This is a genomic window from Cellulosimicrobium cellulans (assembly GCF_042723955.1).
In the GTDB taxonomy this organism is placed as follows: Bacteria; Actinomycetota; Actinomycetes; order Actinomycetales; family Cellulomonadaceae; genus Cellulosimicrobium; species Cellulosimicrobium cellulans_H.
Genome location: NZ_JBHXIC010000005.1, coordinates 32,914 through 57,346, shown reverse-complemented (window position 1 = coordinate 57,346; position 24,433 = coordinate 32,914). Strand labels below are relative to the sequence as shown.

Genomic DNA, 24,433 nt, shown 5'->3' with positions numbered 1-24,433 from the left:
GCTCCACCCTAGCCAGCGGCGTCGCGGGGGGGGGGGGGGGGCGGGGGGGGGGGGCGGGGGGGGGGGGGGGTGGTGTTGGGGGTGGGGCCCCGGGCGGGGGGTGGGGGGGGGCCCACTTGTCTCGTCCAGGGGAAGGGCCGCGCGCCCGGTCGGGTGACCGTCACGTCCCGGTGCGCCGGACCAGCCCGGGGCCGACGGCGGCGAGCGTCGCGCCGTAGCGGGCGGCACGCTCCGCGTCGTCGCCGGGGACGAGGCCGGCGAGCTCGAGCGAGACCAGGCCGTGCACGAGGCCCCACAGCCCGAGCGCGACGTCGTCGGCGGCCTTCGCGTCCGGCACGAGCCGTGCGACCGCGTCGCGCAGCACGAGGAACGTCGCCTCCTCGACGGCACGCGGACGGTCCGCGGCGGGCCGGACCCCGCGCGCGAACATCACGGCGTAGAAGTGCGGGTCCGCGAGGGCGAACCCCCGGTAAGCGCCGCCGAGCGCGGCGAGGTCGGCACCCGGGTCGTCGGTCTGCTCGACGGTCGCCAGGTGGGCCGCGAACCGCCGGAATCCCTCCGCCGACACGGCGGCCACGAGCTCGTCACGGCTGCCGAAGAGCGCGTACACGGCCGACGGGCTCGTCCCCGCGGCCGTCGCCACCGAGCGGACCGTCACGGCACCCTCGCCGTGCTCGGAGATGGCCCGGGACGCCACGTCGAGGAGTCGGTCGCGCAGGGCGTCGTCGTGCAGTCGAGGTCGTGCCACGCGACGAGTCTAGAGGGCTTGACACGGGTTTGCGAACGCTGTTCTATAACACTGTTCGCAAACCCGCGGCGTGCCGTGCGCCGAGGTGTCCCGCCAGCCCAGGAGGACCCGTGCTCGAGCTCACCGACGCCGCCCGCATCACCGCCGGCGTCGTCCTCCTCACGGTCGTCGGCATCGAGTCCGGCGGCGCGTTCCTCGTCAAGGTCGTCACGCGACGAGTGCCGGCGACGGGCTTCCAGACCTCCTTCTTCCGCGCCGGGCACGCGCACGCGGGCGTGCTCGTCATCCTGGGGCTCGTGTGCCTGCTGCTCGCGGAGGCCACCGAGCTCGCGGGCTTCTGGCGGTGGCTCGCCGCCACCGGGGTGCTCGTCGCCGCGATCCTCCTGCCCGCCGGGTTCTTCCTCTCCGCCGTGGGCTCGGGGCGCGAGGCGCCGAACCGGGCCGTCGTGCTGCTCCCTGCAGGCGGCGTGGTCCTCGCCGCGGGCGTCGTGACGCTCGCGATCGGGCTCTTCCTCGCCTGACGACGGTGGGCCCGGGCCCGGGCCCGGGCTTGGGCTCGGGCTGCGTCGCCGGAGGTCCGCCGCGGCGTCGTGGGTGGTCAGCGCTACGTTTCCCGCATGACGAACGCCGAGGACTTCGCCCCGCTCGCCCCTGTCCACCTCGTGACCCAGGCGCAGGGGTGGAGCATCATCTACTCGCCCGGCGGCCCGGAGTGGCACCAGCACAAGGGCGCCCTCGAGCGGCACGGCATCGAGGGCTCCGGGTACGACTTCTCCGGCGCGCTCCGGGCCACGCTGACCGATCACGAGCCGAGCGTCCTGGACGCGGTCGGGTTCGACCCCGAGGGCGGCATGGTGAGCGTCTACGGGTCGGACCTCGGCGCGCTGCACGCCGCGGCACGGCACCTGCACCGCCTCGTCACCGACGAGCAGGCGCTCGACGTGGCGCTCGCCCGGTCCGAGGAGCTCGGGCTCGACGACTGAGCCCGGCGACCTGCGTCGACAGCGCTCCGGTTCGCCGCCCGCACCGTCCGTGGGAGGGGTAGGGCGGCCTCAGCGCGAGCGCAGCGCCTCGAGCTGCGCGTCGTGCCACTCGGCGACGTAGCCCGTGAGCCGGCGGTCGTCGGGCGTGGTCCCGCCGCGGAGAGCGGCGTCCAGGGCGTCGAGGTAGGCGCGGTCGGTCGCGAAGCGCGCGGCGACCGCGGCGCGTCCGAGTGCGGGGCTCCCGTGACCCGGGACGAGCGCGTCCACGTCGCGCGCGGCGAGCTCGAGCGCGTCGAGCGCGCCGCGGTAGACCCCGACCGGGTCGCGGCCGTCGGTGTCGACGAGCGGCACCTCGGCGTCGGAGAGCATGTCGCCGGCCAGGAGCGCGCTCCCGTAGGGCGTCCGCACCACGAGCGCGGCGTGGCCTGGCGCGTGGGCGTCGTGCTCGACCACGGTGACCGAGCACGGGTCCGGGCGGGCGGCCTGCGGCCAGGGGACCCGACGTGCGCCGCGCGGGAGCGGCGTCAGCGCGCCCACGAGCGCGGGGTCGTGGCCGGGCGCGGCGGCCTCGGTCGACGCGAGCACCGCGGCCCGCCGCCGCTGCGTGGCGTCGGCGGTGCGCGCCGTCGCCCAGCGGGGCGCGTCGCCGAGCCCCGGCGACCACAGCACGTGGTCCCAGTGCGGGTGCGTCGCGAACCCGGCGGTCACGCGCCAGCCGCGCGCCCGCACCGCGGCGGCGAGCCCCTCGACCTCGGCGACCGTCACCGCCGGGTCCACGACCAACGCCTCGCCGTCCTGCGTGGTGACGACGGTCGACGTCGTCGTCCAGATCTCCGCCGTCGCGACCCAGACCCCCGGGACCGCCTCGACGAGGTCGCGCGCTCGCGGTGCGGTCGCGGACCCGTCGGCGGCCGCGGTGGTCTGGTCGCTCGGTGGTTCGCTCGGCCCACTCCGTGGGTCGCTCGGGACGTCGTTCCGCTGGGTGTGCGTGGGCTCGTGCACGGCTCCTCCGGTCCTGGTCGCTCACGGGTCGTCGGTTCACGGGCGTCGCTCGCGAGGTCGCCGGCCGCCCGGCGGCACTCCGGCGGGGACACGCGCCGCCGGGTCCGCGTCCGTGTCGTCCCCCGCAGGTAGGTTAGGACCACTATGGCGACCCGCACGTCCCCGCAGGCACGTCGGACCGCGAGCAACCGCACGCCAGCGCCCCGTACCTCGGCGCGCGGCGGTTCGTCCTCGGCCCGCGGCACGTCGCGCGCCGGCACCGGTCGGGGGCGGTCCTCCTCCTCCGGCACGCGCCGGCCCGCCCGGCGCCCCGCGTCGGGGCCGCCATGGCCCGTCCGCGCGGTGCGGGCGGTCTGGCTCGGCGCCGCGCACGGCGTGGGGGCGCTCGTGCGCACCATCGGAAAGGGAGCGAGAGAGCTGGACCCGGCACACCGGCGCGACGGCGTCGCGTTCTTCCTCATCGCCCTCGCGGTCGTCGTCGCGGCCCGCGAGTGGTGGGGCATCCAGGGCACGTTCGGCGACGTCGTGCACGGGGTCGTCGCCGGCACGTTCGGCCTCGCCGGCGTCGCGGTGCCCGTCCTGCTGCTCTGGCTCGCCGTGCGGATCATGCGGCACCCCGAGCGCGCGCAGGCGAACTCGCGCGTCGCGATCGGACTCACGCTCATCGTCGTGTCGGTGTGCTCGCTCGTGCACATCTCCGAGGACCTCCCCGCGCCGCGCGACGGCTTCGAGGCGGTGCAGGACGCGGGCGGGATCGTCGGCTACCTCGCTGCGACGCCCGTGACCACCGGTCTCACGCCGTGGTTCGCCGTCCCCATCTTCCTGCTGCTCGGCTTCTTCGGGCTCCTCGTCGTCACCGCGACCCCGGTGCACCGGATCCCGAGCCGGCTGCGCGGCCTCTACGACGTGCTCACGGGCAACCACCGCCCGGACGACGAGGAGCTGGACGCCGACGCGCTCGCGCTCGCGGAGGGCGTCTCGCGCCACGACGGGTCCGACGCACCGGCAGGTCGTCGCCCGCGCAAGCCCCGGAAGACCAAGGCGCAGCGCGCGGCGGAGGCCGCCGAGATCGAGAAGCCCGAGGGCGGGTTCTCCGGTGACGAGGCGTTCGAGACGGCGGCGTTCCTCGACTACGAGGAGGACTCCCCGCGCGGTCGGGGCAAGAAGCGCCGCGGGGACGACCCGGCGCCCGGCACCGCGCCCACCGAGGCGGTGCCCGCCGTCGGGCAGGGCACCGCGCAGGACACCGCGGCCGCCGCGATGGGCGCCGTCGCGCCGGCCCCCGGCGACGGTGCGGGCAGCGTGCCGCCGCCCCCGCCCAGCAGCCCTCTGCCGCGCGGCGTGCAGCCGATGCTCGAGGGCGACACCGTCTACCTCCTGCCCAACGAGGACTCCCTCGTCAAGGGCGCGCCGCACAAGGTGCGCTCCGCCGCGAACGACCGCGTCGTCGAGGCGCTGACACAGACGTTCGAGCAGTTCGAGGTCGACGCGAAGGTCACCGGCTTCACGCGCGGCCCGACGGTCACGCGCTACGAGGTCGAGGTCGGCCCCAAGGTCAAGGTCGAGCGCATCACGTCGCTCTCGAACAACATCGCCTACGCGGTGGCGAGCGCGGACGTGCGCATCCTCGCGCCGATCCCCGGCAAGTCGGCGATCGGCATCGAGATCCCCAACACCGACCGCGAGACGGTCGTGCTCGGCGACGTGCTCCGCTCGTCGGCGGCGCGGCGGACCGAGCACCCCATGGTCATGGGCGTGGGCAAGGACGTCGAGGGCGGCTACGTCGTCGCGAACCTCGCGAAGATGCCGCACATCCTCGTCGCGGGCGCGACGGGCGCCGGCAAGTCGAGCTTCATCAACTCCATGATCACGTCGATCCTCATGCGTTCGACGCCCGAGCAGGTGCGCCTGGTGCTCGTGGACCCCAAGCGGGTCGAGCTGACGATCTACGAGGGCATCCCGCACCTCATCACGCCGATCATCACCAATCCGAAGAAGGCCGCCGAGGCTCTCGACTGGGTCGTGCGGGAGATGGACGCCCGGTACGACGACCTCGCCGCGTTCGGGTACAAGCACATCGACGACTTCAACGCCGCCGTGCGCTCGGGCAAGGTCAAGCCGCTGCCGGGCTCCGAGCGCAAGATCGCGCCGTACCCCTACCTGCTCGTGGTCGTCGACGAGCTCGCCGACCTCATGATGGTCGCCCCGCGCGACGTCGAGGCGTCGATCCAGCGCATCACGCAGCTCGCGCGGGCCGCGGGCATCCACCTCGTGCTCGCGACGCAGCGGCCGTCGGTCGACGTCGTCACCGGCCTCATCAAGGCCAACGTGCCGTCGCGGCTCGCGTTCGCGACCTCCTCGCTCGCGGACTCGCGCGTCGTGCTCGACCAGCCGGGCGCCGAGAAGCTCATCGGCCAGGGTGACGCGCTGTTCCTCCCGATGGGCGCCGCGAAGCCCATGCGCGTCCAGGGCGCGTGGGTCTCCGAGTCCGAGGTGCACTCGGTCGTCGAGCACGTCAAGGGGCAGCTCAAGCCGGTCTACCGCGAGGACGTCACGCAGACCGCGGCGAAGAAGCAGGTCGACGAGGACATCGGCGACGACCTCGACCTGCTCCTCCAGGCGACGGAGCTCGTCGTGACCTCGCAGTTCGGCTCGACGTCGATGCTCCAGCGCAAGCTGCGCGTCGGGTTCGCCAAGGCGGGTCGCCTCATGGACCTCCTCGAGTCGCGCGAGATCGTCGGCCCGTCCGAGGGGTCCAAGGCGCGCGAGGTGCTCGTGACGCCGGAGGAGCTGCCGTCGGCGCTCGCGCTGATCCGCGGCGAGCCGGCGCAGGACGTCTTCGACGGCCAGGCGCCCGCGCCTGCCGCGGCGCCGGGTGGCGGTGCGGGGCACGACTACGGCGAGGGCACCGAGGGGCACATGCCGCCGGTCGCGACCGACTACCACGACGGCGCCGACGTGGAGTCGGGCTGGCGCTGAGCGCGCACCGCGTGCCCACCGAGCCCGCCCGGTGCCGGCACGGCGTCGCGTGGCCGTGGTGGCGGACGAGGGTCGGGGCACCCCTGAGGACCCCCTAGGCTGGTCACGTGGTCACCGCCGTCCCCTCGCCGTGGAACTCCGCGAACCTCGTCACCATGGCGAGGATCCTGCTCGTCCCGTTCTTCGCGTGGGCGCTCCTCGTCGACGGCGGCGAGTCCGTCACCTGGCGGCTCGTCGCGACGGGCATCTTCGTGCTGGCCGCGACGTCGGACCGGCTCGACGGCTACCTGGCGCGCAAGTACGACCTCGTCACGGACCTCGGCAAGCTCCTGGACCCGATCGCGGACAAGCTGCTCGTCGGCACCGCGCTCGTCCTGCTCGCGTGGCCGCTCGGGGAGCTGCCGTGGTGGGTGCCCGTGGTCGTGCTCGCGCGCGAGCTCGGCGTCACGCTCCTGCGGTTCGCGGTCCTCAAGTACGCGGTCATGCCCGCGTCCCGCGGCGGCAAGCTCAAGACCGTGCTCCAGACCGTCGCGATCACGCTCTTCCTCCTGCCCCTGTCGCACCTGCCGGGGTGGATCGGCGTCGTGGCCTGGGTCGTGCTCGCCGCGGCGATCCTCGTCACGGTGGTGACGGGGCTCGAGTACGCCTACCAGGGCTGGCGGCTGCGGCGCGACGCGATCCGCGCGGCCCGTCTCGCCGAGCGCGGGGCGGCCCCGGACGGCGCGTCGGCGTCGTGACCGGGGCGGCGCGCGACGCCGAGGGTGCGGGGGCCTCGGTCGCGCGACCAGACGTCGTCGGCCTCCTCGCGACGCTCGAGGCGCGGGGGTGGACGCTCGCGACGGCCGAGTCGCTCACCGGTGGACTGCTCTCCGCGACGATCGTCGACGTCCCCGGGGCCTCGCGCGTGCTCCGGGGCGCGGTCGTCGCCTACGCGACGGACGTCAAGCGGTCCGTGCTCGGGGTCGACGGCGGGCTCCTCGCCGCCCACGGGGCCGTCCACCCGGACGTCGCGCGGCAGATGGCGGAGCGGGTGCGGGAGGTGCTCGGTGCGGACGTCGGGGTCGCGACCACGGGCGTCGCGGGACCGGATTCGCAGGACGGCCAGCCACCGGGCACGGTGTTCGTCGCGGCGAGCGGTCCGCGCGGGACCCGCGTGCGGCGGCTGCACCTTGCCGGCGAGCGCGGGGCCGTCCGCGCCGGGACGGTCGCGGCGGCGATCGACCTCGCCCGTGCTGTGGTCGACGGACCCGCCGCGGACGACGGCAGGCCGGGTGAAATCGGCGGGTGATCCGCGGTCGCCCGTGCCGGGCGGCCGGCGTCGCCGTCACCGCGCGTGGAGAGGTCGTGAACGTGCCGCGGGGGGTTCGCCGGGCAGGCGGCCGCGGGAACAAGGCCCCACGTCGGGACGTTGCACAGCACGTGATCGCCAACAGGACCGTCAACCGACCGGTGGGCCGCACGGACAACGCGCCGACGGCCGGTCCGGCACGACGCACCGGAGACGTGAGCGGACCGCGGGCGGGGTACGGTAGGACGACCCCGTCACGCGGGGCAGTGAACAGGAAGACCGGCACGAGCAGTTCGCGCACCCAGGTGGGGGCCACACCGGCTCCCGGGGGCGCACGGGACACGGAAGGGGGTCGCCAGATGATTGTTCTTCGACGAGAGATCGGGGACGTGCTGCGAGACGCTCGCCAGCGACAGGGGCGCACCCTGCGAGAGGTGTCCTCGGCCGCACGGGTCTCGCTGGGCTACCTCAGCGAGGTCGAGCGCGGTCAGAAGGAAGCGTCGTCGGAGCTCCTCGGCTCGATCTGCGAGGCGCTCGACATCCCGATGTCGTTGGTGCTGCGCGAGGTCAGCGACCGGGTCGCCGTCGCCGAGGGTCTGCTCATCCCGGACACCATCCCGGCCGACTTCGCGACCGCGGTCCTCGGACGGCAGAACCCCGAGGGCACGGCACGACGAGAGGACCTTCAGCCCGTCGGCTGACGGTCCACGCCCGGTCGACCCGGAGCAGGTGCCGGGGCAGCGACGCCGCCGTCACCGGCTCGCGGGCGGCGCCTGGCACGAGGGACACCAGAAGACCGGACGGTCGTACGGCGGCTCGTTCGCCGTACCTTCGACGACAGGCGTGCCGCACACGTGGCACGCCTTTCGTGTGCGTCCGTGCACGTGGCGCACGACGCCGGCGCGCGGGTCGAACCCGTGACGCACGGTGCGCTGCATGAGCGCGCGGGCGGTGAGGAGGAGTCCTTCCAGGTCCTCCACGTCGCGCACGGGCGTCCACGGGTAGACGCGCTCGGCGAAGAGCGACTCGGCCGTGTAGATCGTGCCGATCCCCGCGACGAGGTGCTGGTCGAGGAGTGCCTCCGCGACGGGGACGCCGGTCACGGCCCGCTCCGGCCGGTGCCGGGGGCCGCTCCCGCCCGCCGCGTCGTCGGCCCGCATCCGCGCGACCGCCTCGGGCAGGCCGGTCTCCGGGAAGTCGTCGCCGAGCACGTCGGGTCCGAGGGGCCCGACGATCACCCGCTCGTCCGCGGTGCGCAGCACGTGCAGCATGCCGATCCGGTTCCCGACCGCCGTCCACCACTCGTTCGCGAGCACCACGCGCACGTTCGGCTCCGCGCCGCGCGCGTCCCGCGCACCCGTGCGCGCGAGGCGCCACGACCCCTCCATGCGCAGGTGGGTGTGCAGCGACCTGCCGTCGTCGAGGCGCGTGAAGAGGTGCTTGCCGTACGCCACGTTCTCGACGACCGTCCGGCCGGTCAGCACGACCTCGGCGGCGCTCGGCCAGCGCAGCTCCGCGCGCACGAGGACCCGGCCGGCGAGGGCCTCGTCGAGCCGCGCGGACACGAGGCGCAGGATGTCACCCTCGGGCACGGCCGTACCCCCTGGCGGTCGCGAGGGGGTGGCGGCGCGCCCGTCCCGTGCCCTCGGCCGTCATCTCAGGCCGCCCGCAGCCCGCGCGGCGTCGCACGGAACCCGGCGTCGAGAAGGGCGCGCACCGCGTCGTCGGCGGGCGTGGCCGTCGTGCCCGCGCCGGCCAGCGCCTCGACGCCGTCCACCCGCTGCACGACGACCTTGCCCAGCCGGCCGGCCCGGACCGCGCGGACGAGCTCGGCGCTCGCCTCGGCGAGCCGCGGGCCGTCGACGAACGACAGGACGGACCGGCCCCCGCGCTCGACGTACAGCGCGAGGTCGCCGTCGCTCAGCACGACGACGGCCCCGGCCTTGCGCCCGGGACGGTGCCCGCGCGGTGTGTCGGCACCGGTCGCGGCGCGGTCCGCCGGCACGGCACCGCCTCCGGCGTGCGCCGCGACGGTCGTGGTGGTCGCTGCACCAGGCCCGACGGCGGACGGTCGCGCCGGCCACGGCAGTGCCGCGCCGTACGGGTTGGCGGGGTCGGTCGCGGCGAGGAGGACGGCGCCCGGGCGCGGACCGCCGCGCGCGGTCCGGTTGCCGCCCAGCATCCGGTCGTCGAGCATCAGGTCGCCAAGCATCGGGTCGCCGAGCATCGGGTCGCCGGGCGCCGGGGCGAGATCGCCACCGGGTGCACGGCGCAGCCCACGGGCTGCGGCCGCCTCGAGCGCTCGCTCGCGATCCTGCCCGTCGGTCCGGAGCTGGTCGACCGCGCCCGGGAGCGCGAACTGCGAGCCGCCGAGGTGCTCGACGAAGTACCCGCGCCGCGCGGCCCCGGTCGCCTCCAGCTCGCTGAGCACGCGGTACACGGCGCGGAACGATCCCGCCACGCCCTCGGCGGGCGCGACGGCACGCGTGAGCACGCCGTGGCGGTCGAGCAGGACGCGCGCGAGCGCGTGCGCCCGGCGGGTGGGGTCGGCCTCGCGCGCGGGCAGCGCCGACCAGCGGCCGGCGCCGCCGCGCAGGGTGGTGTCGGGGGAGACCGGGGGGCGCAGCCCGGCGAACCGCCCGCGTCCGACCGGACGCGCGCGCGCCGGCGCGCGGGGGGCGCGGTGGGCGCCGCCCCCAGCACCGAGCCGGGCGCGCAGCGAGCCCAGCCCGTCGTTCGTCACGTGGCCGGACCACACGAGGTCCCACAACGCCTCGAGCGTCGGGCCGACGTCCGCGCCCGCCCGCTCCGCGAGGCGCGGGAGGAAGTACCCGCCCGAGCCGTCGAGGAGGTCGAGGAGGGTCGCGTGCAGCCCGGTCTCGGGCGCGGGCCCGGGGTCCGGGAGCGTGAGCGGCGCCCACTCCGCGAGGTGCAGGCTGACGAGCCCGTCGCCGCCACCGGACCCCGGGAGGGCCGCATGACCGCACCAGACGACCTCTCCGGTCGTCGTCAGCTCGTCGAGCATCGTCGGCGTGTAGTCGGTGACGCGGGACGGCAGGACGAGCGTCTCGAGGGCCGACGCGGGCACAGCCGCTCCCGAGAGCTGCTCGACGACGCGCAGCAGGCCGTCCGTCCCGCGCAGCGCTCCCAGTCCCTGCCACCGCGGCAGGAAGACGCCGAGGGTCTCCGCGGGGACCGGCTCCACCTCCGCGCGGAGCGCCGCGAGCGAGCGGCGTCGCAGCACGCGGAGCACCTCGGCGTCGCACCAGTCGTCCCCGGTGCCGCCGATCGACTCGGGCCGCAGGCGCCCCCGGACGACGAGCCGTGCCGCCTCGAGCCGTTCGAGCGTCTGCACGACGACGGCGACGCCCAGGCCGAGACGCGCGGCGAGGTCGGCGGCGGTGAACGGGCCGTGCGTGCGCGCGTGGCGGCGCACGAGGTCGCCCAGCGGGTCGGGGACGGGCTCGGTGAACACCTCGGGGATGCCGACGGGCAGCGCGACGCCCAGCGCGTCGCGCAGGCGCCCGGCGTCCTCCACGACCGCCCACTGCTGCGCGCGCTCGGGCGCGACCCCCGCCAGCCGCACGGGCATGATGCGGCGCGCGGCCTCGAGCTCGCGCAGCCAGGCCGCGACGTCGGCGCGCACGTCCTCGCGGGTCCGCGCCGCGACCTCGGCCTCGGTGAGCGGGCCCAGCCGGCGCAGCACGTCCCACACGTCCTCGGCGTGCCGGGCCTGCCGCTCGGGCGCGAGCGCGCCGAGCTCGGCCTCGGTCCGCTCGATCTGCGCCGGGTCGAGCAGGTCGGCGAGCTGGGCCGCGACGCCGTCGCCGCCCAGCAGCTCGGCGAGCAGCGTGGGGTCGAGAGACAGCGCGGCGGCGCGGCGCTCCGCGAGCGGGGCGTCGCCGTCGTACAGGAACTGCGCCGTGTACCCGAACAGCAGGGACTGCGCGAAGGGCGAGGGCGTGGGCGTCGTGACCTCGACGAGGCGCACGCGCCCCGCCGCGAGGTCACGCATGAGGTCGGTGAGCGCGGCGACGTCGAAGTCGTCCTGGAGACACTCGCGCGCCGCCTCGAGCACGATCGGGAACTCGGGGTACTCGGACGCCACCGACAGGAGCTGGGCCGAGCGCTGGCGCTGCTGCCACAGCGGCTGGCGGCGGTCCGGGCGGCGACGCGGGAGCAGGAGCGCGCGGGCCGCCGCCTCGCGGAACCGGGAGGCGAACATGACCGATCCGCCGAGCTCGTCGCGCACCGCGTCGAGCACGTCGTCCGGGTCGAGCAGCAGGTCCTCCACGCCGACGACGGGCGCGTCCCCGCCGAGCCCGCCCGAACCGTCGGTCGCCCCCTCGAGCCACGAGTCGCCGGTGTCCGGCAGGCGCAGGACGATGCCGTCGTCGGCGTGCATCGCGGCGGCGTCCACCCCGTACCGCTCGCGCAGCCGCGCGGCGAGCACGAGCGCCCACGGCGCGTGGACCTTGGCCCCGTACGGAGAGTGCACGACGACGCGCCAGTCGCCGAGCTCGTCGCGGAACCGCTCGACGACGACCGTCCGGTCGTCCGGCACGCGCCCGGTCGCGTCGCGCTGCTCGCGGAGGTACGCGAGGAGGTTGTCGCTCGCCCACGCGTCGAGCCCGGCGGCGCGCAGCCGGTCGGCCGCGGCGTCGTGGTCGTCGGCCGCGAGCGCGTCGGTCTCGCGCACCCAGGCGCCGAGCGCCCGGCCGAGCTCGGCGGGCCGCCCGGGGGAGTCGCCCTTCCAGAAGGGCAGGCGCCCGGGGATCCCCGGGGCGGGCGTGACCAGGACGCGGTCGGGCGTGATGTCCTCGATGCGCCACGTGCTCGACCCGAGCGTGAAGGTGTCGCCGACGCGCGACTCGTAGACCATCTCCTCGTCGAGCTCGCCGACGCGCTTGCCGCCGCGCGGCGCGCGGCCGCCGGCCGTGTCCGGGTCCCCGGCGACCGTGCCCGTGGCGGAGTCGGTCGCGAGGAAGACGCCGTACATCCCGCGGTCGGGGATCGTGCCGCCGCTCGTCGCGGCGAGCCGCAGCGCGCCCGGCCGCCCCGTGAGCCGGCCCGACGCGCGGTCCCACACGATGCGCGCGCGCAGCTCGCCGAAGTCCTCGCTCGGGTACCGCCCCGCGAGCATGTCGAGCACCGCGTGCAGCGACGCGTCGCCCAGGTGGGCGTAGGGCGCGCTGCGCCGCACGACGGTCGCGAGCTCCGCGACCGTCCACTCGTCGACCGCGACCATGGCCACGACCTGCTGCGCGAGCACGTCGAGCGGGTTCGCGAGCACGTGGAGCTCCTCGATGCCGCCGGTGCGCATGCGCTCGGCGACGACCGCGGAGGGGACGAGGTCGCCCCGGTGCGTGGGGAACACGACGCCGTGCGACACGGCCCCCACCTGGTGTCCGGCGCGCCCGATGCGCTGGAGCCCGGACGCGACCGACGGTGGGGCGCCGACCTGCACCACGAGGTCCACCGCGCCCATGTCGATGCCGAGCTCGAGGCTCGACGTCGCGACGACCGCGGGCAGCCGCCCGTCCTTGAGCTCGGTCTCCGTCCGCGTACGCTCCGCCCGGCTCATCGACCCGTGGTGCGCGCGCGCGATGACGGGCTCGACGCCCGAGCTCGCGCCCGACTGCGCCTGCACCTGCGCCGCGGTGATCGTCCCCGGGTCGAGCACGTCCTCGCCCTGGCGCTCCGCCCACACCTCGTTCATGCGCGCCGTGAGGCGCTCGGCGCCGCGGCGGGAGTTCGTGAACACGAGGGTCGAGCGGTGGTCGGCGACGAGGTCGACGACGCGCTCCTCGACGTGCGGCCACACCGACGGGCGCTGCGGCCGGACGTCCGGCGCCCCGGTCGGGCGGGAGGTCGCGGGTCCGGACAGGTCGCGCTCGCCCGGGGGCAAGGGCGGCAGCACGTTCCCGTCCGCCGCTCCGCGACCCGCGCCCCCACCCCCAGAAGCTTCCGTGCCCGGGCGCGCGCCGGCGTCGGGCACCAGGGCGGCCGTGCCGAGGTCCGCGAGATCGGGGACGGGCACCACGACGTCGACCTCGATGCGCTTGGTCGCCGGAGGCTGCACGACGACGACCTCGCGTCCCGCCTCCGCCTCCGGGCGGTGCCCACCGAGGAACGTCGCGACGGCCTCGACGGGGCGGACCGTCGCCGAGAGCCCGATGCGCTGCGCGGGCGGGCGGTCCTGCGCCTCGAGGAAGGCGTCGAGACGTTCGAGCGACACCGCGAGGTGCGCGCCACGCTTGGTCCCCGCCACGGCGTGGATCTCGTCGACGATCACGGTCTCGACGCCCGCGAGCCCGGCGCGCGCCTGCGAGGTCAGCACGAGGAACAGCGACTCGGGCGTGGTGATGAGGATGTCCGGCGGATGCGTCGCGAGGCGCCGGCGCTCGCTCGTGGGCGTGTCGCCCGTGCGCGTCCCGACGACCACGTCCGGCACGTCGAGCCCCAGCCGCACCGCCGCCTGGCGGATGCCCGCGAGCGGGGAGCGGAGGTTGCGCTCGACGTCCGCCGCGAGCGCCTTGAGCGGCGAGACGTACACGACGCGGCAGCGCTGCTCGCGCGCGACCTCGCCGGCCGCGGGCGCGCTCATGATCCGGTCGAGCGACCACAGGAACGCCGCGAGCGTCTTGCCCGACCCGGTCGGCGCCACGACGAGCGCGTGCCGGTCGCTCGACACCGCGTCCCACGCGCCGGCCTGCGCCGCGGTCGGCGCGTCGAACGCGCCCGAGAACCAGGCGCGCGTGGGCGCGGCGAAGCGCGCGAGCGGGTCCGTGGTCACCCGCCCATTGTTGTCGCGCCCACCCACACGCGCCGCGCGGCGGTCGGTCAGGCGGAGGGGACGGGACGGCGGTCGTCCCGTGGGAGGCTGGTCCCGTGCGCTACCGCGAGTTCTCCGAGCTGGTCGACGAGGTGTTCGGCGCGTCCCTGGGACGCGCCTACGTCCGCGAGCAGGTGCTGTCCGCGCTCGACGACCGGACGGCCGCCCAGGCGCTCGAGGACGGCGTCGAGCCGCGCGTCGTCTGGCACGCCCTGTGCGACGCGCTCGACGTGCCCGACGCGCGGCGCTGGGGCCACGACGACCACCGCCAGGCCCCGCCGCGCCGCTGACCCCGCCGGCGCCGGCCGACCGGGGACCGCCGAGGGGCGCGACGGGCCGCGGGCCACGATGATGGCGGCATGAGCGCTCCCGCCCGAGGCTTTGCCGCGGTCCGCGTGACCGCGGCGGACGTGCGCGGAGCCGTCTGGTCGCTCGTCTCGACGACCGTCGGCCTCGGGCTCGCGATCTGGTTCGTCCCCGGGGTCGAGGTCACCAACCCGTGGTCGCTCGTCCTCGCGGCGCTCGCGGTCGGGCTGGGCGACGTGCTCCTGCGACCCGTGCTCCGGCGTCTGGCGCACCGGTTCGGCGTGGTCGGCGCGCTCGTGTCGGGCGTGGTGGCCCAGCTCGCGGTCGCGTGGGCGGCGCTCACGTACCTGCCGGGGTTCCGGAGCGGCTCGTGGGTGGACGTGCTCGCGGTGCTGGTGCTCGCGGCCGTCCTCATGGCGCTCGGGCGCTGGGTGGTCGGGGCGAGCGACAACGAGTACGTCCTCGGCGACCTGCTCCGGCGGGCGCGCCGGCAGGCCGGCGTGCCGCGACGCGACCCGGGGGCCGCGAGTGCGACCGAGCGCCCGGTGGGACTGCTCGTCGTCCTGCTCGACGGCGTCGCGCGCCCCACGCTCGACTACGCGCTCCAGGCCGGGCTCGCCCCGACGCTCGCGCGCTGGCTCGGGAGCGGGAGCCACCACCTCACGACCTGGTGGGCGCGCGTGCCCGCGACCACGCCGGCCTCCACGATCGGCCTCCTGCACGGCTCGACCGAGCACGTGCCCGCGTTCCGCTGGTGGTCGCGCGCGCTCGGCCGGCTCGTCGTGACGAACCGGCCCGCCGACGCGGCGGCGGTCGAGGCCCGGACGAGCGACGGCGCGGGCCTGCTCGCAGGTGGCGGCGTCGCGGTCTCGACCATGTTCTCCGGTGACGCGGCGACGAGCCTGCTCGTCATGAGCCGAGCCCGCGAGGGGCTCGGGCCGGGCCAGATGTTCGTGCACTTCTTCGCGAGCCCGTTCGTGCTCGTGCGTGCGGTCGTCGTCGCGCTCGGGGAGTTCCTCAAGGAGCTCTACCAGGGCTGGCAGCAGGCCGTGCGGGGCGTCGAGCCCCGGGTGTCGCGCCTCGGCTGGTACCCGGTGCTGCGCGCGGTGACGAACGTCGTGCTGCGCGACCTCAACACGACGCTCGTCGCGGAGCAGCTCGTGCGCGGGGCGCCGGTGGTGTGCGTCGACCTCGTCGACTACGACGAGATCGCCCACCACGCCGGGCCGTTGCGCCCCGAGTCGTTGCGAGCGCTGGAGGGCCTCGACCGGGTCGTCGGGCTCTGGGAGCAGGTCGCCGCCGTCGCGCCCCGCCGCTACGACGTCGTCGTGCTGTCCGACCACGGGCAGTCGCTCGGCGCCACGTTCGAGCAGGTCGAGGGTCGGTCCTTCCTCGACGAGGTCCGGCGCCTCATGGCGCCCGAGCCCGTCCGGCGCGCCGGGGTGCGCCGCGGCGGGGAGGACGCCCGCGCCGAGGGACGGCGTCGGGCCACCTCGCCGGACAGCGAGTCGTGGGGCCCGGCCAACACCGCCCTCAACGCGCTGCGGCCCGGGGCGTCGGGCGAGGACGGCCGTGCTCGTCCGGGCCACGGGCGCATGATGGTCGGTCCGGACCGGAGCGAGCGGCGCCCCGGCGCCGAGGGCGCCGCGCTGCCCGAGCTGCCCGAGGTCGCGGTCGTGGGGTCGGGCAACCTGGGCATGGTCTGGTTCCCGCGCGAGCCCCGCCGGCTCACGGGCGACGAGGTCCGCGAACGGTGGCCGCGGCTGCTCCCGGGTCTCGTCGCGAACCCGGCGGTCGGCGTCGTCGTCGAGCGCGGTGCGGGCGGGGAGGTGCGGGCGCACGGGCGTGGCGGCTCGCGCGACCTGCGGACCGGGGAGGTCGTGGGCGAGGACCCGCTCGCGGGCCACGGGTCGCGCGCGGCGGCGGACCTGCTGCGCGTGGCGGGGCTCGAGGACGCGGGCGACCTCGTGCTCGTCTCGCGCGTGGACGAGGTCGGGATGGTGCACGCGTTCGAAGGGCTGGTCGGGTCGCACGGCGGCCTCGGCGGCGCCCAGAACGAGGCCGTCCTGCTGCATCCCGCGCGCCTCGAGCTGCCCGACGACGAGCTCGAGGACGTGGACGGGACGCCGATGCTCGTCGGCGCGGAGGCGGTGCACCGGCGCCTCGTGGCGTGGCTCGTCGACCTCGGTGTGCGGTCCGTCGCCCCGGCGGCGGACGGCGCGGGGCGTCGGGTGGGGGAGCCGTGAGCGTCCGCGTGACGTGGCTCGGCCACTCGAGCGTCGTCCTCGACGTGCGGTCCGGACGCGCGGGGGCGCCGGGCGTGCGCCTCGTCACCGACCCGCTCCTGCACCGGCACGCGGGGATGCTGAGGCGGCGCGGGGGACGGCCCGCCGCGGTGTGGCAGGACAGCGATGCCGTCCTGCTGTCCCACCTGCACCACGACCACGCGGAGCTGCACTCGCTGCGCCTCCTCGGCGACGCGCCCGTGCTCACGGCCCCGGCGAACGCGCGCTGGTTGCGCGCCAAGGGCCTGCGCGGGGTCGGGCTCGACGACGCGTGGCACGGGGTCGGGCCGGAGGCGGCGGGGGTCGAGGTGCGCCTCGTGGCGGCGGTGCACGGGCACCGGCCGATGCCGCACCGGCCCAACGCGGCGAACGGGCACCTCGTGCGGGCGGACGGCCCGGGCGGGGTGCGGGTGTGGGCGGTCGGGGACACCGAGCACTACCCGGACATGGTCCACCTGCCGGCGCTCGCGGGCGGTCCGGTGGACGTCGCGCTCGTGCCGGTCGGCGGGTGGGGCCCGCGCCTGTCGGGCGGGCACCTCGGTCCCGCGCAGGCGGCGCGCGTGTGCGCCGAGGTGGGCGTGGGCGTCGCGATCCCGGTGCACTGGGGCACGCTCCACGCCCCAGGCGGGCGGCACCTCCCGCGCGGCTGGATGGACCACGCGGGGGCGGCGTTCGAGGCGGCCGCGCAGCGCGAGGCGCCCGGGACCCGCGTCGTGGTCCTGCGCCCGGGGGAGTCGTGGTCGTCGTCCGACGACGCGTGAGCGGCGGGGTCGTGACACGCCGGGGCGGGTTCCCGGATCGAACACGTGTTCGGCTAGAGTTGTGCACAGGGCGCGCTCCGGCGGGTCCAGGACGCCGGTCCGGCACGACGATCCACAGGCTCGAGGGTCGCCGGAAGCCGCGTGTCGGTGGCTGCCCGTAGCGTCGGGCCACAACGAACAGATGAACGTCGAACCGAAGGTGGACTGACATGCCCGCACCCGCAGACCGCGAGAAGGCGCTCGAGGCAGCCCTCGCCCAGATCGACCGGAGCTTCGGCAAGGGCTCCGTGATGCGCCTCGGCGAGGAGGGTCGCGCCCCCGTCGAGGTCATCCCCACGGGCTCCATCGCGCTCGACATCGCGCTCGGCATCGGCGGCCTGCCGCGCGGTCGCGTCATCGAGGTGTACGGCCCGGAGTCCTCCGGCAAGACGACCGTCGCGCTGCACGCCGTCGCGAGCGCGCAGCGCGCGGGCGGCATCGCGGCGTTCATCGACGCCGAGCACGCCCTCGACCCGGAGTACGCCAAGAAGCTCGGTGTGGATACGGACGCGCTCCTGGTCTCCCAGCCGGACACCGGCGAGCAGGCGCTCGAGATCACCGACATGCTGATCCGCTCGGGCGCGCTCGACATCATCGTCATCGACTCCGTCGCGGCCCTCGTGCCCAAGGCGGAGATCGAGGGCGAGATGGGCGACAGCCACGTCGGTCTCCAGGCCCGCCTCATGTCGCAGGCGCTGCGCAAGATCACGGGTGCGCTCAGCGCCTCCGGGACCACCGCGATCTTCATCAACCAGCTCCGCGAGAAGATCGGCGTGTTCTTCGGCTCGCCCGAGACGACGACCGGTGGCAAGGCGCTGAAGTTCTACGCGTCCGTCCGCCTGGACATCCGTCGTATCGAGACGCTCAAGGAAGGCACTGACGCGGTCGGCAACCGGACCCGCGTCAAGGTCGTCAAGAACAAGATGGCGCCGCCCTTCAAGCAGGCCGAGTTCGACATCCTCTACGGCGTCGGCATCTCCCGCGAGGGCGGCCTCATCGACATGGGCGTGGAGCACGGGTTCGTGCGCAAGTCCGGGTCGTGGTTCACCTACGGCGGCGACCAGCTCGGTCAGGGCAAGGAGAACGCGCGCTCGTTCCTGCGCGACAACCCGGACCTCGCCAACGAGCTCGAGAAGAAGATCAAGGAGAAGCTCGGCGTCGGGGCCAAGATCGACGCGCCGGCCGACCCGGCCGCGGGCGTGACGGTCCCGGCCGACGGCGCGGCCGCGCCTGCCGCGGCAAAGGCCCCGGCCGCGGCCGCCAAGGGGAAGAAGTCGCCGTTCTGATCGACGAGCGGGACGGGGAGGACGGCTTCGAGCCGCCGAGCCCGTCCGAGGAGGACGACGGGCGTCGTCCCGGCCGCAAGGCTGGGCGGCGCCCGCGCCCGACCCTGCACGAGCTCGTGGAGCGCGGCGAGATCAGCGACGCCGACCTCGCCGAGCGCGCGCGGGAGACGGTGCTGCGCATCCTCACGGCCGCACCCAAGAGCCGCGCCGAGCTCGCGCAGTCCCTCGCGCGCAAGGGCTATCCCGAGCACGTCGTCCTGCCGATCCTCGACCGGTTCGAGGAAGTCGGTCTCGTCGACGACGCGCAGTACGCCGAGATGATCGTCCGCACCCGGCACGCCGAGCGCGGGCTGTCCCGCCGCGCGATCTCCACGGAGCTACGGCGGCGCGGTATCGACGGCGAGGTCGGCGCCGCGGCGCTCGAGCAGGTCGACGACGACTCCGAGGCTGACGCGGCCCTGGAGCTCGCCCGCACGCGCCTCGCCCGCACGCGCGGCCTCGACCGCGACGTGCGGGTGCGCCGGACCGTCGGGGCGCTCGCCCGCAAGGGCTACAGCCCGTCGCTGGCGTTCGAGATCGTCCAGCGGGAGCTCGACGCCGAGGCCTCCGAACCCCCGCTCGACTGAGGCCGTCAGCGGGTCGCGGAGACGGCGGGGGCGTCCTCGGTCGGTCCTCCCGCGACGACCGTGGGGTTGCCGATGCCGGGGCCGGCGGCGGTCGCGCCGGCCGTGCGGCCGCTGAGGAAGCGGGAGAGCCACCGCGCCACGAGCGTGAGCATCCAGTTGATGACGATGAAGATCACGGCGGCGAGCACGAGCGACTGCAGGATGTTGCCGTTGCCGACGCCGTAGAGCTGCGCGGCCCGCAGGAGCTCGTTGTACGTGATGATCTGCCCGAGCGCGGAGTCCTTGAGGACGACGACGAGCTGCGAGACGAGCGCGGGGAGCATCGCGATGAGCGCCTGGGGGAGCTGGACCGAGCGCAGCGTCTGACCCTGCGTGAGCCCGATCGCGAGCCCGGCCTCGCCCTGCCCCTTGGGGAGGTTGCCGACGCCCGACCGCACGAGCTCGGCGATGACGGAACCGTTGTAGAGCACGAGCGCGAAGACCACGGCGAGGAACGGCGCGTCGTCGACGTTGTTGAAGCCCAGGAGCAGCCAGAAGAAGATCATCATGAGCAGCACGGGTACGGCCCGGAAGAACTCGACCACGATGCCGCTCACGACGCGCACGGCGCGCAGGTGCGAGAGTCGGCCGGTGCCGAACAGGAGCCCGAACGCGAGCGCGCCCACGATGGCGAACCCTGCGGCCCGCAGCGTGTTCTGGAGACCGGGGATGAAGTAGTACTGCCAGGCGTCGGCCGTGAACAGCGACGACCACAGCTCCGGGGCGAGCTGGCCCTTGTTGCCGAGCGCCACGAGGACGAGCGCGGCGATCCCGAGGACGACGATGGCGCCGACGATGTTGCCCAGCAGGATCGCGCGGCGCGCGCGGGGACCCGGGGCGTCGAAGAGGACGGACTGCTGGGTGCTCATCGGCGGACCGCCAGTCGGTTGGAGAGGGACGTGGTGAGCAGGCCGATAGGGATGACGAGGATGACGTAGCCGATCGCGAACGTCAGGAAGATCCCGTAGATGTAGTTCGAGTTGAACTCGATCATCGTCTTCATGAGGCTCGAGGTCTCGGTCGTCACGCTCGCCGCGGCGGCGACGGTCGAGTTCTTCAGCAGCGCGATGAGCGTGTTGCCGAGCGGCGCGACGGCGCCGCGGAATGCCTGGGGCAGGATGATGAGCCGCGCCGCGGGCAGGAACGACAGGCCGATCGCCCGCGCCGCCTCCGCCTGGCCGATCGGCACCGTGTTCACGCCGGACCGGATCGACTCGCACACGAACGCGGCGTGGTAGATCGCCAGGCCGACGACGGCGAGCCGGAAGAAGTTCGCCGCGAAGTCCGGGGCGAGCGTGACGTTGAGCTGCCCCCACAGGCCCAGCACCATGAACGTCATGATGATCGTCAGCGGCGTGTTGCGGAACACGTTGACGTACGCGGTCCCCGCCCAGCGCAGGCTCGGCACGGGGGAGATCCGCATGAGCGCGAGCGCCGTGCCGAGCACGAGCGAGAGGATCGCGGCCCAGAACGTCAGCTGGATGTTGACCCAGAACGCGCCGAGCACGTCGTACTCCCGGGCGAGCGCCCAGGTCTGCGACAGGTAGTCACCCACGGTTGGTGGTCCTCCGGGAGGGTACGTGCCGGGCCGCGTCGACGGCCCGGCGGCCGGGGGAGCGGCGCACCGTCGCGCGGCTCCCCCGACCGTGGACGGTCAGGCGCAGGGGTCGACCGTCGGCGGGTTCTCGCTGGCGTTGGGCGTGTACCCGGTGCCCTCGGTGTTCTTGGTGACGAACTCCTCCCAGGAACCGTCCTCGATCATCTTCTCGATCGCGGCGTTGACGTCCTCGCAGACGTCGTTGTCCTGCGGGAGGCCGACGCCGTAGCGCTCGGTCGAGAACGGCGCCCCGACGACCTTCACCTTGCCCTTGTTCGCGGGCTGGGCCGCGAGGCCCGCGAGGATGATGTCGTCGGTCGTGACGGCGTCGACCTGGCCGGCGGTGAGCGCGGTGACGCACTCGGCGTACCCGGGGCGCTCGAGGAGCTGCACGCCCGCGGCGTACTCGTCCTTGATGCGCTGCGCGGACGTCGAGCCCGTGACGGAGCACAGGTTCTTGCCCTCGAGAGACTCCGGCCCCGTGATGTCCGTGTTGTCCTCGGCGACGAGCAGGTCCTGCCCGGCCACGAAGTACGGCCCGGCGAACGCGACCGTCTCCTTGCGCGTGTCGGTGATGGAGTAGGTCGCGAAGATCATGTCGACCTGACCGGTCTGGAGCATCGTCTCGCGCTGGGCGGACGGCGCCTCGACCCACTCGATCTGGTCCTCGCCGTAGCCGAGCTCTCCCGCGACGTACGTGGCGACGTCGACGTCGAAGCCCGTGTAGGTGGAGCCGTCCTGGTACCCGAGCCCCGGCTGGTCGAACTTGATGCCGATCTTGATCGAGCCCTCGGCGCCGCCGCCGGTGTCGCCCGAGTCGGTGGCTCCGTCGGTCGCGGTGTCCTCGCCGCCGACCTCGCCGCCGCCGCACGCCGCGAGCGTGAGCGCGGTGAGAGCGGCCAGCACGGCAGCACCTGCGTGTCGTGTGCGCATCGTTCCTACCCTTCGTGAGTGGTGGCCGCCCGTCGAAGGTGTGCCTCGACGGTCGACCGGGTTCTGGGGCTGTCGGGCCGGGCCCGTGGGTGCCCGGCGGGCTTCAGTGGGTGAGGATCTTCGAGAGGAAGTCCTTGGCGCGGTCGCTCTTGGGCGCCGTGAAGAACTCCTCGGGGTGGGCCTCCTCGACGATCTGGCCGTCGGCCATGAAGACGACCCGGTTCGCGGCCTTGCGGGCGAAGCCCATCTCGTGCGTGACGACGATCATGGTCATGCCCTCCTTGGCGAGGGCGACCATGACGTCGAGGACCTCGTTGATCATCTCGGGGTCGAGCGCCGAGGTGGGCTCGTCGAACAGCATGACCTTGGGCTGCATGGCGAGCGCGCGGGCGATGGCGACGCGCTGCTGCTGCCCGCCGGAGAGCTGGGCGGGCATCTTCTGCGCCTGGTTCATCACGCCGACGCGGTCGAGCAGCGCGAGCGCGCGGTCCTTGGCGACCTTCCCCTTCTCGCGCCGCACCTTGACGGGGCCGAGCGTGACGTTGTCGAGGATCGTCTTGTGCGCGAAGAGGTTGAAGGACTGGAAGACCATGCCGACGTCGGAACGCAGCCGGGCGAGCTCCTTGCCCTCCTGGGGCAGGGGCTGCCCGTCGACGCGGATCTCCCCGGAGTCGATGGTCTCCAGCCGGTTGATCGCGCGGCACAGTGTCGACTTGCCGGAGCCCGACGGTCCGATGACGACGAGCACCTCGCCGCGCCGGACCGTGAGGTTGATGTCCCGCAGCACGTGCAGGTCCCCGAAGTGCTTGTTGACGTCGCGCAGCTCGACGAGCGGCTCACCGAGGACCTGCTCGGCGGGGAGGGGCTGAGCGTCCTGCGCGCTGCGCTGCGCGTCGGACGGCGAAGAGGTTTCGTCGGCCATTCCTGGACACTATGTCCCTTCTGTTGCGCGGTGCCACCTCATCCGGCAACAGTCGGGCAACAGTTCAGTAACACAGCGCCCGGCGCCGTACCCTGGACGGTGATGTCCACGATCGCCCCCGCCCCCGTCCCGGCCCCGCTCGCACCCCGCGCCACCCCCGGTGCGCTGGTCGACGACGCGCGCCCGCGCACCTATGTCGTCCGCACGCTCGGCTGCCAGATGAACGTCCACGACTCCGAGCACATGGCGGGGATGCTGGAGGAGGCGGGGTACACGCGCGCGAGCGCGGACGACGAGGCCGCGAACCGCGCCGACGTCGTCGTGATCAACACGTGCGCGGTGCGGGAGAACGCCGCGACGCGCCTCTACGGGAACCTCGGGCAGCTCGCCTCGGTGAAGGCCGCGCGGCCCGGGATGCAGATCGCCGTCGGCGGGTGCCTCGCCCAGAAGGACAGGGGCACGATCGTCGAGAAGGCGCCGTGGGTCGACGTCGTGTTCGGCACCCACAACCTCGACGCGCTGCCCGTGCTGCTCGAGCGGGCGCGCCACAACGAGGCCGCGCAGGTCGAGATCGCCGAGTCGCTCCAGGTCTTCCCGTCCACGCTGCCGACCAAGCGCGAGTCGGTCTACGCCGGCTGGGTCTCGATCAGCGTCGGCTGCAACAACACGTGCACGTTCTGCATCGTGCCGCACCTGCGCGGCAAGGAGCGCGACCGCCGCCCGGGCGAGGTCCTCGCCGAGGTCGGGGCGCTCGTCGAGGCCGGAGCCATCGAGGTCACCCTGCTCGGCCAGAACGTGAACAGCTACGGCGTGGAGTTCGGCGACCGCGGCGCGTTCGCCAAGCTCCTGCGCGCGTGCGGGACGATCGACGGCCTCGAGCGCGTCCGCTTCACGTCGCCGCACCCGGCCGCGTTCACCGACGACGTCATCGCGGCGATGGCCGAGACGCCGAACGTCATGCCCCAGCTCCACATGCCGCTCCAGTCGGGGTCCGACCGGATCCTGCGCGCCATGCGCCGTTCCTACCGCTCCGAGCGCTTCCTCGGCATCCTCGACCGCGTGCGCGCCGTCCTGCCCGACGCCGCCATCACGACCGACATCATCGTCGGGTTCCCCGGGGAGACCGAGGAGGACTTCGCGGAGACGATGCGCGTCGTCGAGGCCTCCCGCTTCGCCTCGGCCTTCATGTTCCAGTACTCGCCCCGCCCCGGGACGCCTGCCGCGACGATGGACGACCAGCTCCCCAAGGAGGTCGTGCAGGAGCGCTTCGAGCGGCTCCAGGCGCTCCAGGAGCGCATCGCGGGCGAGGAGTCGGCCCGTCAGGTCGGCCGGACGATCGACGTGCTGGTCGGCGAGGGCGCCGGCCGCAAGGACGGCGCGACGCACCGCGTGACCGGTCGCGCCCCCGACAACCGGCTCGTCCACCTCGCGCTCCCCGCGGACGTCGTGCCCACGGCGCCCGACGACGCAACGCCGTCCTCCGCCGCGACGCCCGGGCTCGCGGACCCGCGCCTCGCGGACGGCCTCGACCCTCGCCTGCCGCGACCCGGCGACGTCGTGACGGTGGAGGTCACGCGCTCGGCCCCCCACCACCTCATCGCCGACTCGGCGCTCGCGGGCGGCACGTTCGCGGTGCGCCGCACCCGCTCCGGCGACGCCTGGGCGACGCGCGAGCGCGCCCGCCTCGGCGGGGGCGACGACGACCACGGGCACGGACACGGCGGCGGCGCCCCGTCCGGCCCCGTCGTCCTGGGCCTCCCCACGCTCCGCGCCTGAACCCCCGGGCGTCCGACGTCGAGTGCGG

At 74.9% G+C, this 24,433-nt stretch carries 20 protein-coding genes; 12 read left to right on the top strand and 8 right to left on the bottom strand.

Annotation, left to right across the window (positions count from 1 at the left end; translation table 11 throughout):
* Window positions 1-160 precede the first annotated feature (160 nt).
* Window positions 161-748: a TetR/AcrR family transcriptional regulator gene (locus tag ACFWH7_RS02745; RefSeq protein WP_378214898.1), complete on the bottom strand. Its 588-nt coding sequence runs from the start codon at window positions 746-748 to the stop codon at window positions 161-163.
* A gap of 110 nt (window positions 749-858) precedes the next feature.
* Between ACFWH7_RS02745 and ACFWH7_RS02740 the strand changes: the two genes are divergently transcribed.
* Together ACFWH7_RS02740 and ACFWH7_RS02735 are read left to right on the top strand one after the other, a co-directional pair.
* Window positions 859-1,269 (top strand): hypothetical protein, encoded by a 411-nt coding sequence (locus ACFWH7_RS02740; protein ID WP_378214897.1) that lies wholly within the window; start codon window positions 859-861, stop codon window positions 1,267-1,269.
* A 96-nt stretch (window positions 1,270-1,365) separates the two neighbouring features.
* Window positions 1,366-1,731, top strand: coding sequence for an Imm51 family immunity protein (locus ACFWH7_RS02735; RefSeq protein WP_378214896.1), 366 nt, complete (start codon window positions 1,366-1,368; stop codon window positions 1,729-1,731).
* A 69-nt stretch (window positions 1,732-1,800) separates the two neighbouring features.
* Here ACFWH7_RS02735 and ACFWH7_RS02730 read toward each other — a convergent pair whose 3' ends face one another.
* Window positions 1,801-2,733, bottom strand: a complete 933-nt coding sequence (locus ACFWH7_RS02730; protein ID WP_378214895.1) for an MBL fold metallo-hydrolase — start codon at window positions 2,731-2,733, stop codon at window positions 1,801-1,803.
* Between the two features lie 144 nt (window positions 2,734-2,877).
* Here ACFWH7_RS02730 and ACFWH7_RS02725 point away from each other — a divergent pair, with 144 nt between their 5' ends.
* The 4 genes from ACFWH7_RS02725 (at window position 2,878) to ACFWH7_RS02710 (ending at window position 7,701) form a co-directional block, all read left to right on the top strand.
* Window positions 2,878-5,712: a DNA translocase FtsK 4TM domain-containing protein gene (locus ACFWH7_RS02725; protein ID WP_378214894.1), complete on the top strand. Its 2,835-nt coding sequence runs from the start codon at window positions 2,878-2,880 to the stop codon at window positions 5,710-5,712.
* Between the two features lie 107 nt (window positions 5,713-5,819).
* A complete protein-coding gene (gene pgsA, locus ACFWH7_RS02720) occupies window positions 5,820-6,449 on the top strand; it encodes a CDP-diacylglycerol--glycerol-3-phosphate 3-phosphatidyltransferase (RefSeq protein ID WP_141389646.1) in 630 nt (209 codons plus the stop codon).
* Window positions 6,446-7,000 (top strand): CinA family protein, encoded by a 555-nt coding sequence (locus tag ACFWH7_RS02715; protein ID WP_378214893.1) that lies wholly within the window; start codon window positions 6,446-6,448, stop codon window positions 6,998-7,000. The genes pgsA and ACFWH7_RS02715 overlap by 4 nt, the downstream gene beginning before the upstream one ends.
* Window positions 7,001-7,359: 359 nt before the next feature.
* On the top strand, window positions 7,360-7,701 hold the full coding sequence (locus ACFWH7_RS02710; RefSeq protein ID WP_047234712.1) for a helix-turn-helix domain-containing protein: 342 nt from the start codon (window positions 7,360-7,362) through the stop codon (window positions 7,699-7,701).
* 51 nt (window positions 7,702-7,752) lie between these two features.
* Here ACFWH7_RS02710 and ACFWH7_RS02705 read toward each other — a convergent pair whose 3' ends face one another.
* Both ACFWH7_RS02705 and ACFWH7_RS02700 read right to left on the bottom strand, forming a co-directional pair.
* Window positions 7,753-8,592: a DNA-formamidopyrimidine glycosylase family protein gene (locus ACFWH7_RS02705; protein WP_378214892.1), complete on the bottom strand. Its 840-nt coding sequence runs from the start codon at window positions 8,590-8,592 to the stop codon at window positions 7,753-7,755.
* A gap of 65 nt (window positions 8,593-8,657) precedes the next feature.
* Window positions 8,658-13,796, bottom strand: a complete 5,139-nt coding sequence (locus ACFWH7_RS02700; protein ID WP_378214891.1) for an Lhr family helicase — start codon at window positions 13,794-13,796, stop codon at window positions 8,658-8,660.
* 95 nt (window positions 13,797-13,891) lie between these two features.
* Between ACFWH7_RS02700 and ACFWH7_RS02695 the strand changes: the two genes are divergently transcribed.
* The 5 genes from ACFWH7_RS02695 to ACFWH7_RS02675 all read left to right on the top strand — a co-directional run bounded on the left by ACFWH7_RS02695 (window position 13,892) and on the right by ACFWH7_RS02675 (window position 19,138).
* Complete coding sequence (locus ACFWH7_RS02695) at window positions 13,892-14,125, top strand: DUF3046 domain-containing protein (protein WP_087471778.1); 234 nt, start codon at window positions 13,892-13,894, stop codon at window positions 14,123-14,125.
* A 69-nt stretch (window positions 14,126-14,194) separates the two neighbouring features.
* Window positions 14,195-16,387 carry a phage holin family protein gene (locus tag ACFWH7_RS02690; protein ID WP_378214890.1) on the top strand — a complete coding sequence of 731 codons (2,193 nt, stop codon included), beginning with the start codon at window positions 14,195-14,197 and terminating at the stop codon, window positions 16,385-16,387.
* On the top strand, window positions 16,384-17,187 hold the full coding sequence (locus ACFWH7_RS02685; RefSeq protein ID WP_378214889.1) for an MBL fold metallo-hydrolase: 804 nt from the start codon (window positions 16,384-16,386) through the stop codon (window positions 17,185-17,187). Before ACFWH7_RS02690 ends, ACFWH7_RS02685 begins: the two co-directional genes overlap by 4 nt.
* A 209-nt stretch (window positions 17,188-17,396) precedes the next feature.
* Window positions 17,397-18,512, top strand: a complete 1,116-nt coding sequence (gene recA / locus ACFWH7_RS02680; RefSeq protein ID WP_141389653.1) for a recombinase RecA — start codon at window positions 17,397-17,399, stop codon at window positions 18,510-18,512.
* 116 nt (window positions 18,513-18,628) lie between these two features.
* On the top strand, window positions 18,629-19,138 hold the full coding sequence (locus ACFWH7_RS02675; protein WP_378214888.1) for a regulatory protein RecX: 510 nt from the start codon (window positions 18,629-18,631) through the stop codon (window positions 19,136-19,138).
* Between the two features lie 5 nt (window positions 19,139-19,143).
* Here ACFWH7_RS02675 and ACFWH7_RS02670 read toward each other — a convergent pair whose 3' ends face one another.
* The 4 genes from ACFWH7_RS02670 to ACFWH7_RS02655 form a co-directional block, all read right to left on the bottom strand.
* Window positions 19,144-20,046, bottom strand: coding sequence for an amino acid ABC transporter permease (locus ACFWH7_RS02670; protein WP_378214887.1), 903 nt, complete (start codon window positions 20,044-20,046; stop codon window positions 19,144-19,146).
* Window positions 20,043-20,732: an amino acid ABC transporter permease gene (locus ACFWH7_RS02665; RefSeq protein WP_378214886.1), complete on the bottom strand. Its 690-nt coding sequence runs from the start codon at window positions 20,730-20,732 to the stop codon at window positions 20,043-20,045. The genes ACFWH7_RS02670 and ACFWH7_RS02665 overlap by 4 nt, the downstream gene beginning before the upstream one ends.
* 99 nt (window positions 20,733-20,831) lie before the next feature.
* Window positions 20,832-21,707, bottom strand: a complete 876-nt coding sequence (locus ACFWH7_RS02660) for a glutamate ABC transporter substrate-binding protein (RefSeq protein ID WP_053371634.1) — start codon at window positions 21,705-21,707, stop codon at window positions 20,832-20,834.
* Window positions 21,708-21,810: 103 nt separating this feature from the next.
* Entirely contained in the window at window positions 21,811-22,629 is an 819-nt protein-coding gene (locus ACFWH7_RS02655) for an amino acid ABC transporter ATP-binding protein (protein WP_378214885.1), read from the bottom strand.
* A gap of 102 nt (window positions 22,630-22,731) precedes the next feature.
* On the opposite strand from ACFWH7_RS02655, the gene miaB reads away from it, so the two are divergent.
* The gene (gene miaB, locus ACFWH7_RS02650; protein ID WP_378214884.1) at window positions 22,732-24,405 is read left to right on the top strand and encodes a tRNA (N6-isopentenyl adenosine(37)-C2)-methylthiotransferase MiaB; all 1,674 of its coding nucleotides are present in this window, start codon (window positions 22,732-22,734) and stop codon (window positions 24,403-24,405) included.
* Window positions 24,406-24,433 lie beyond the last annotated feature (28 nt).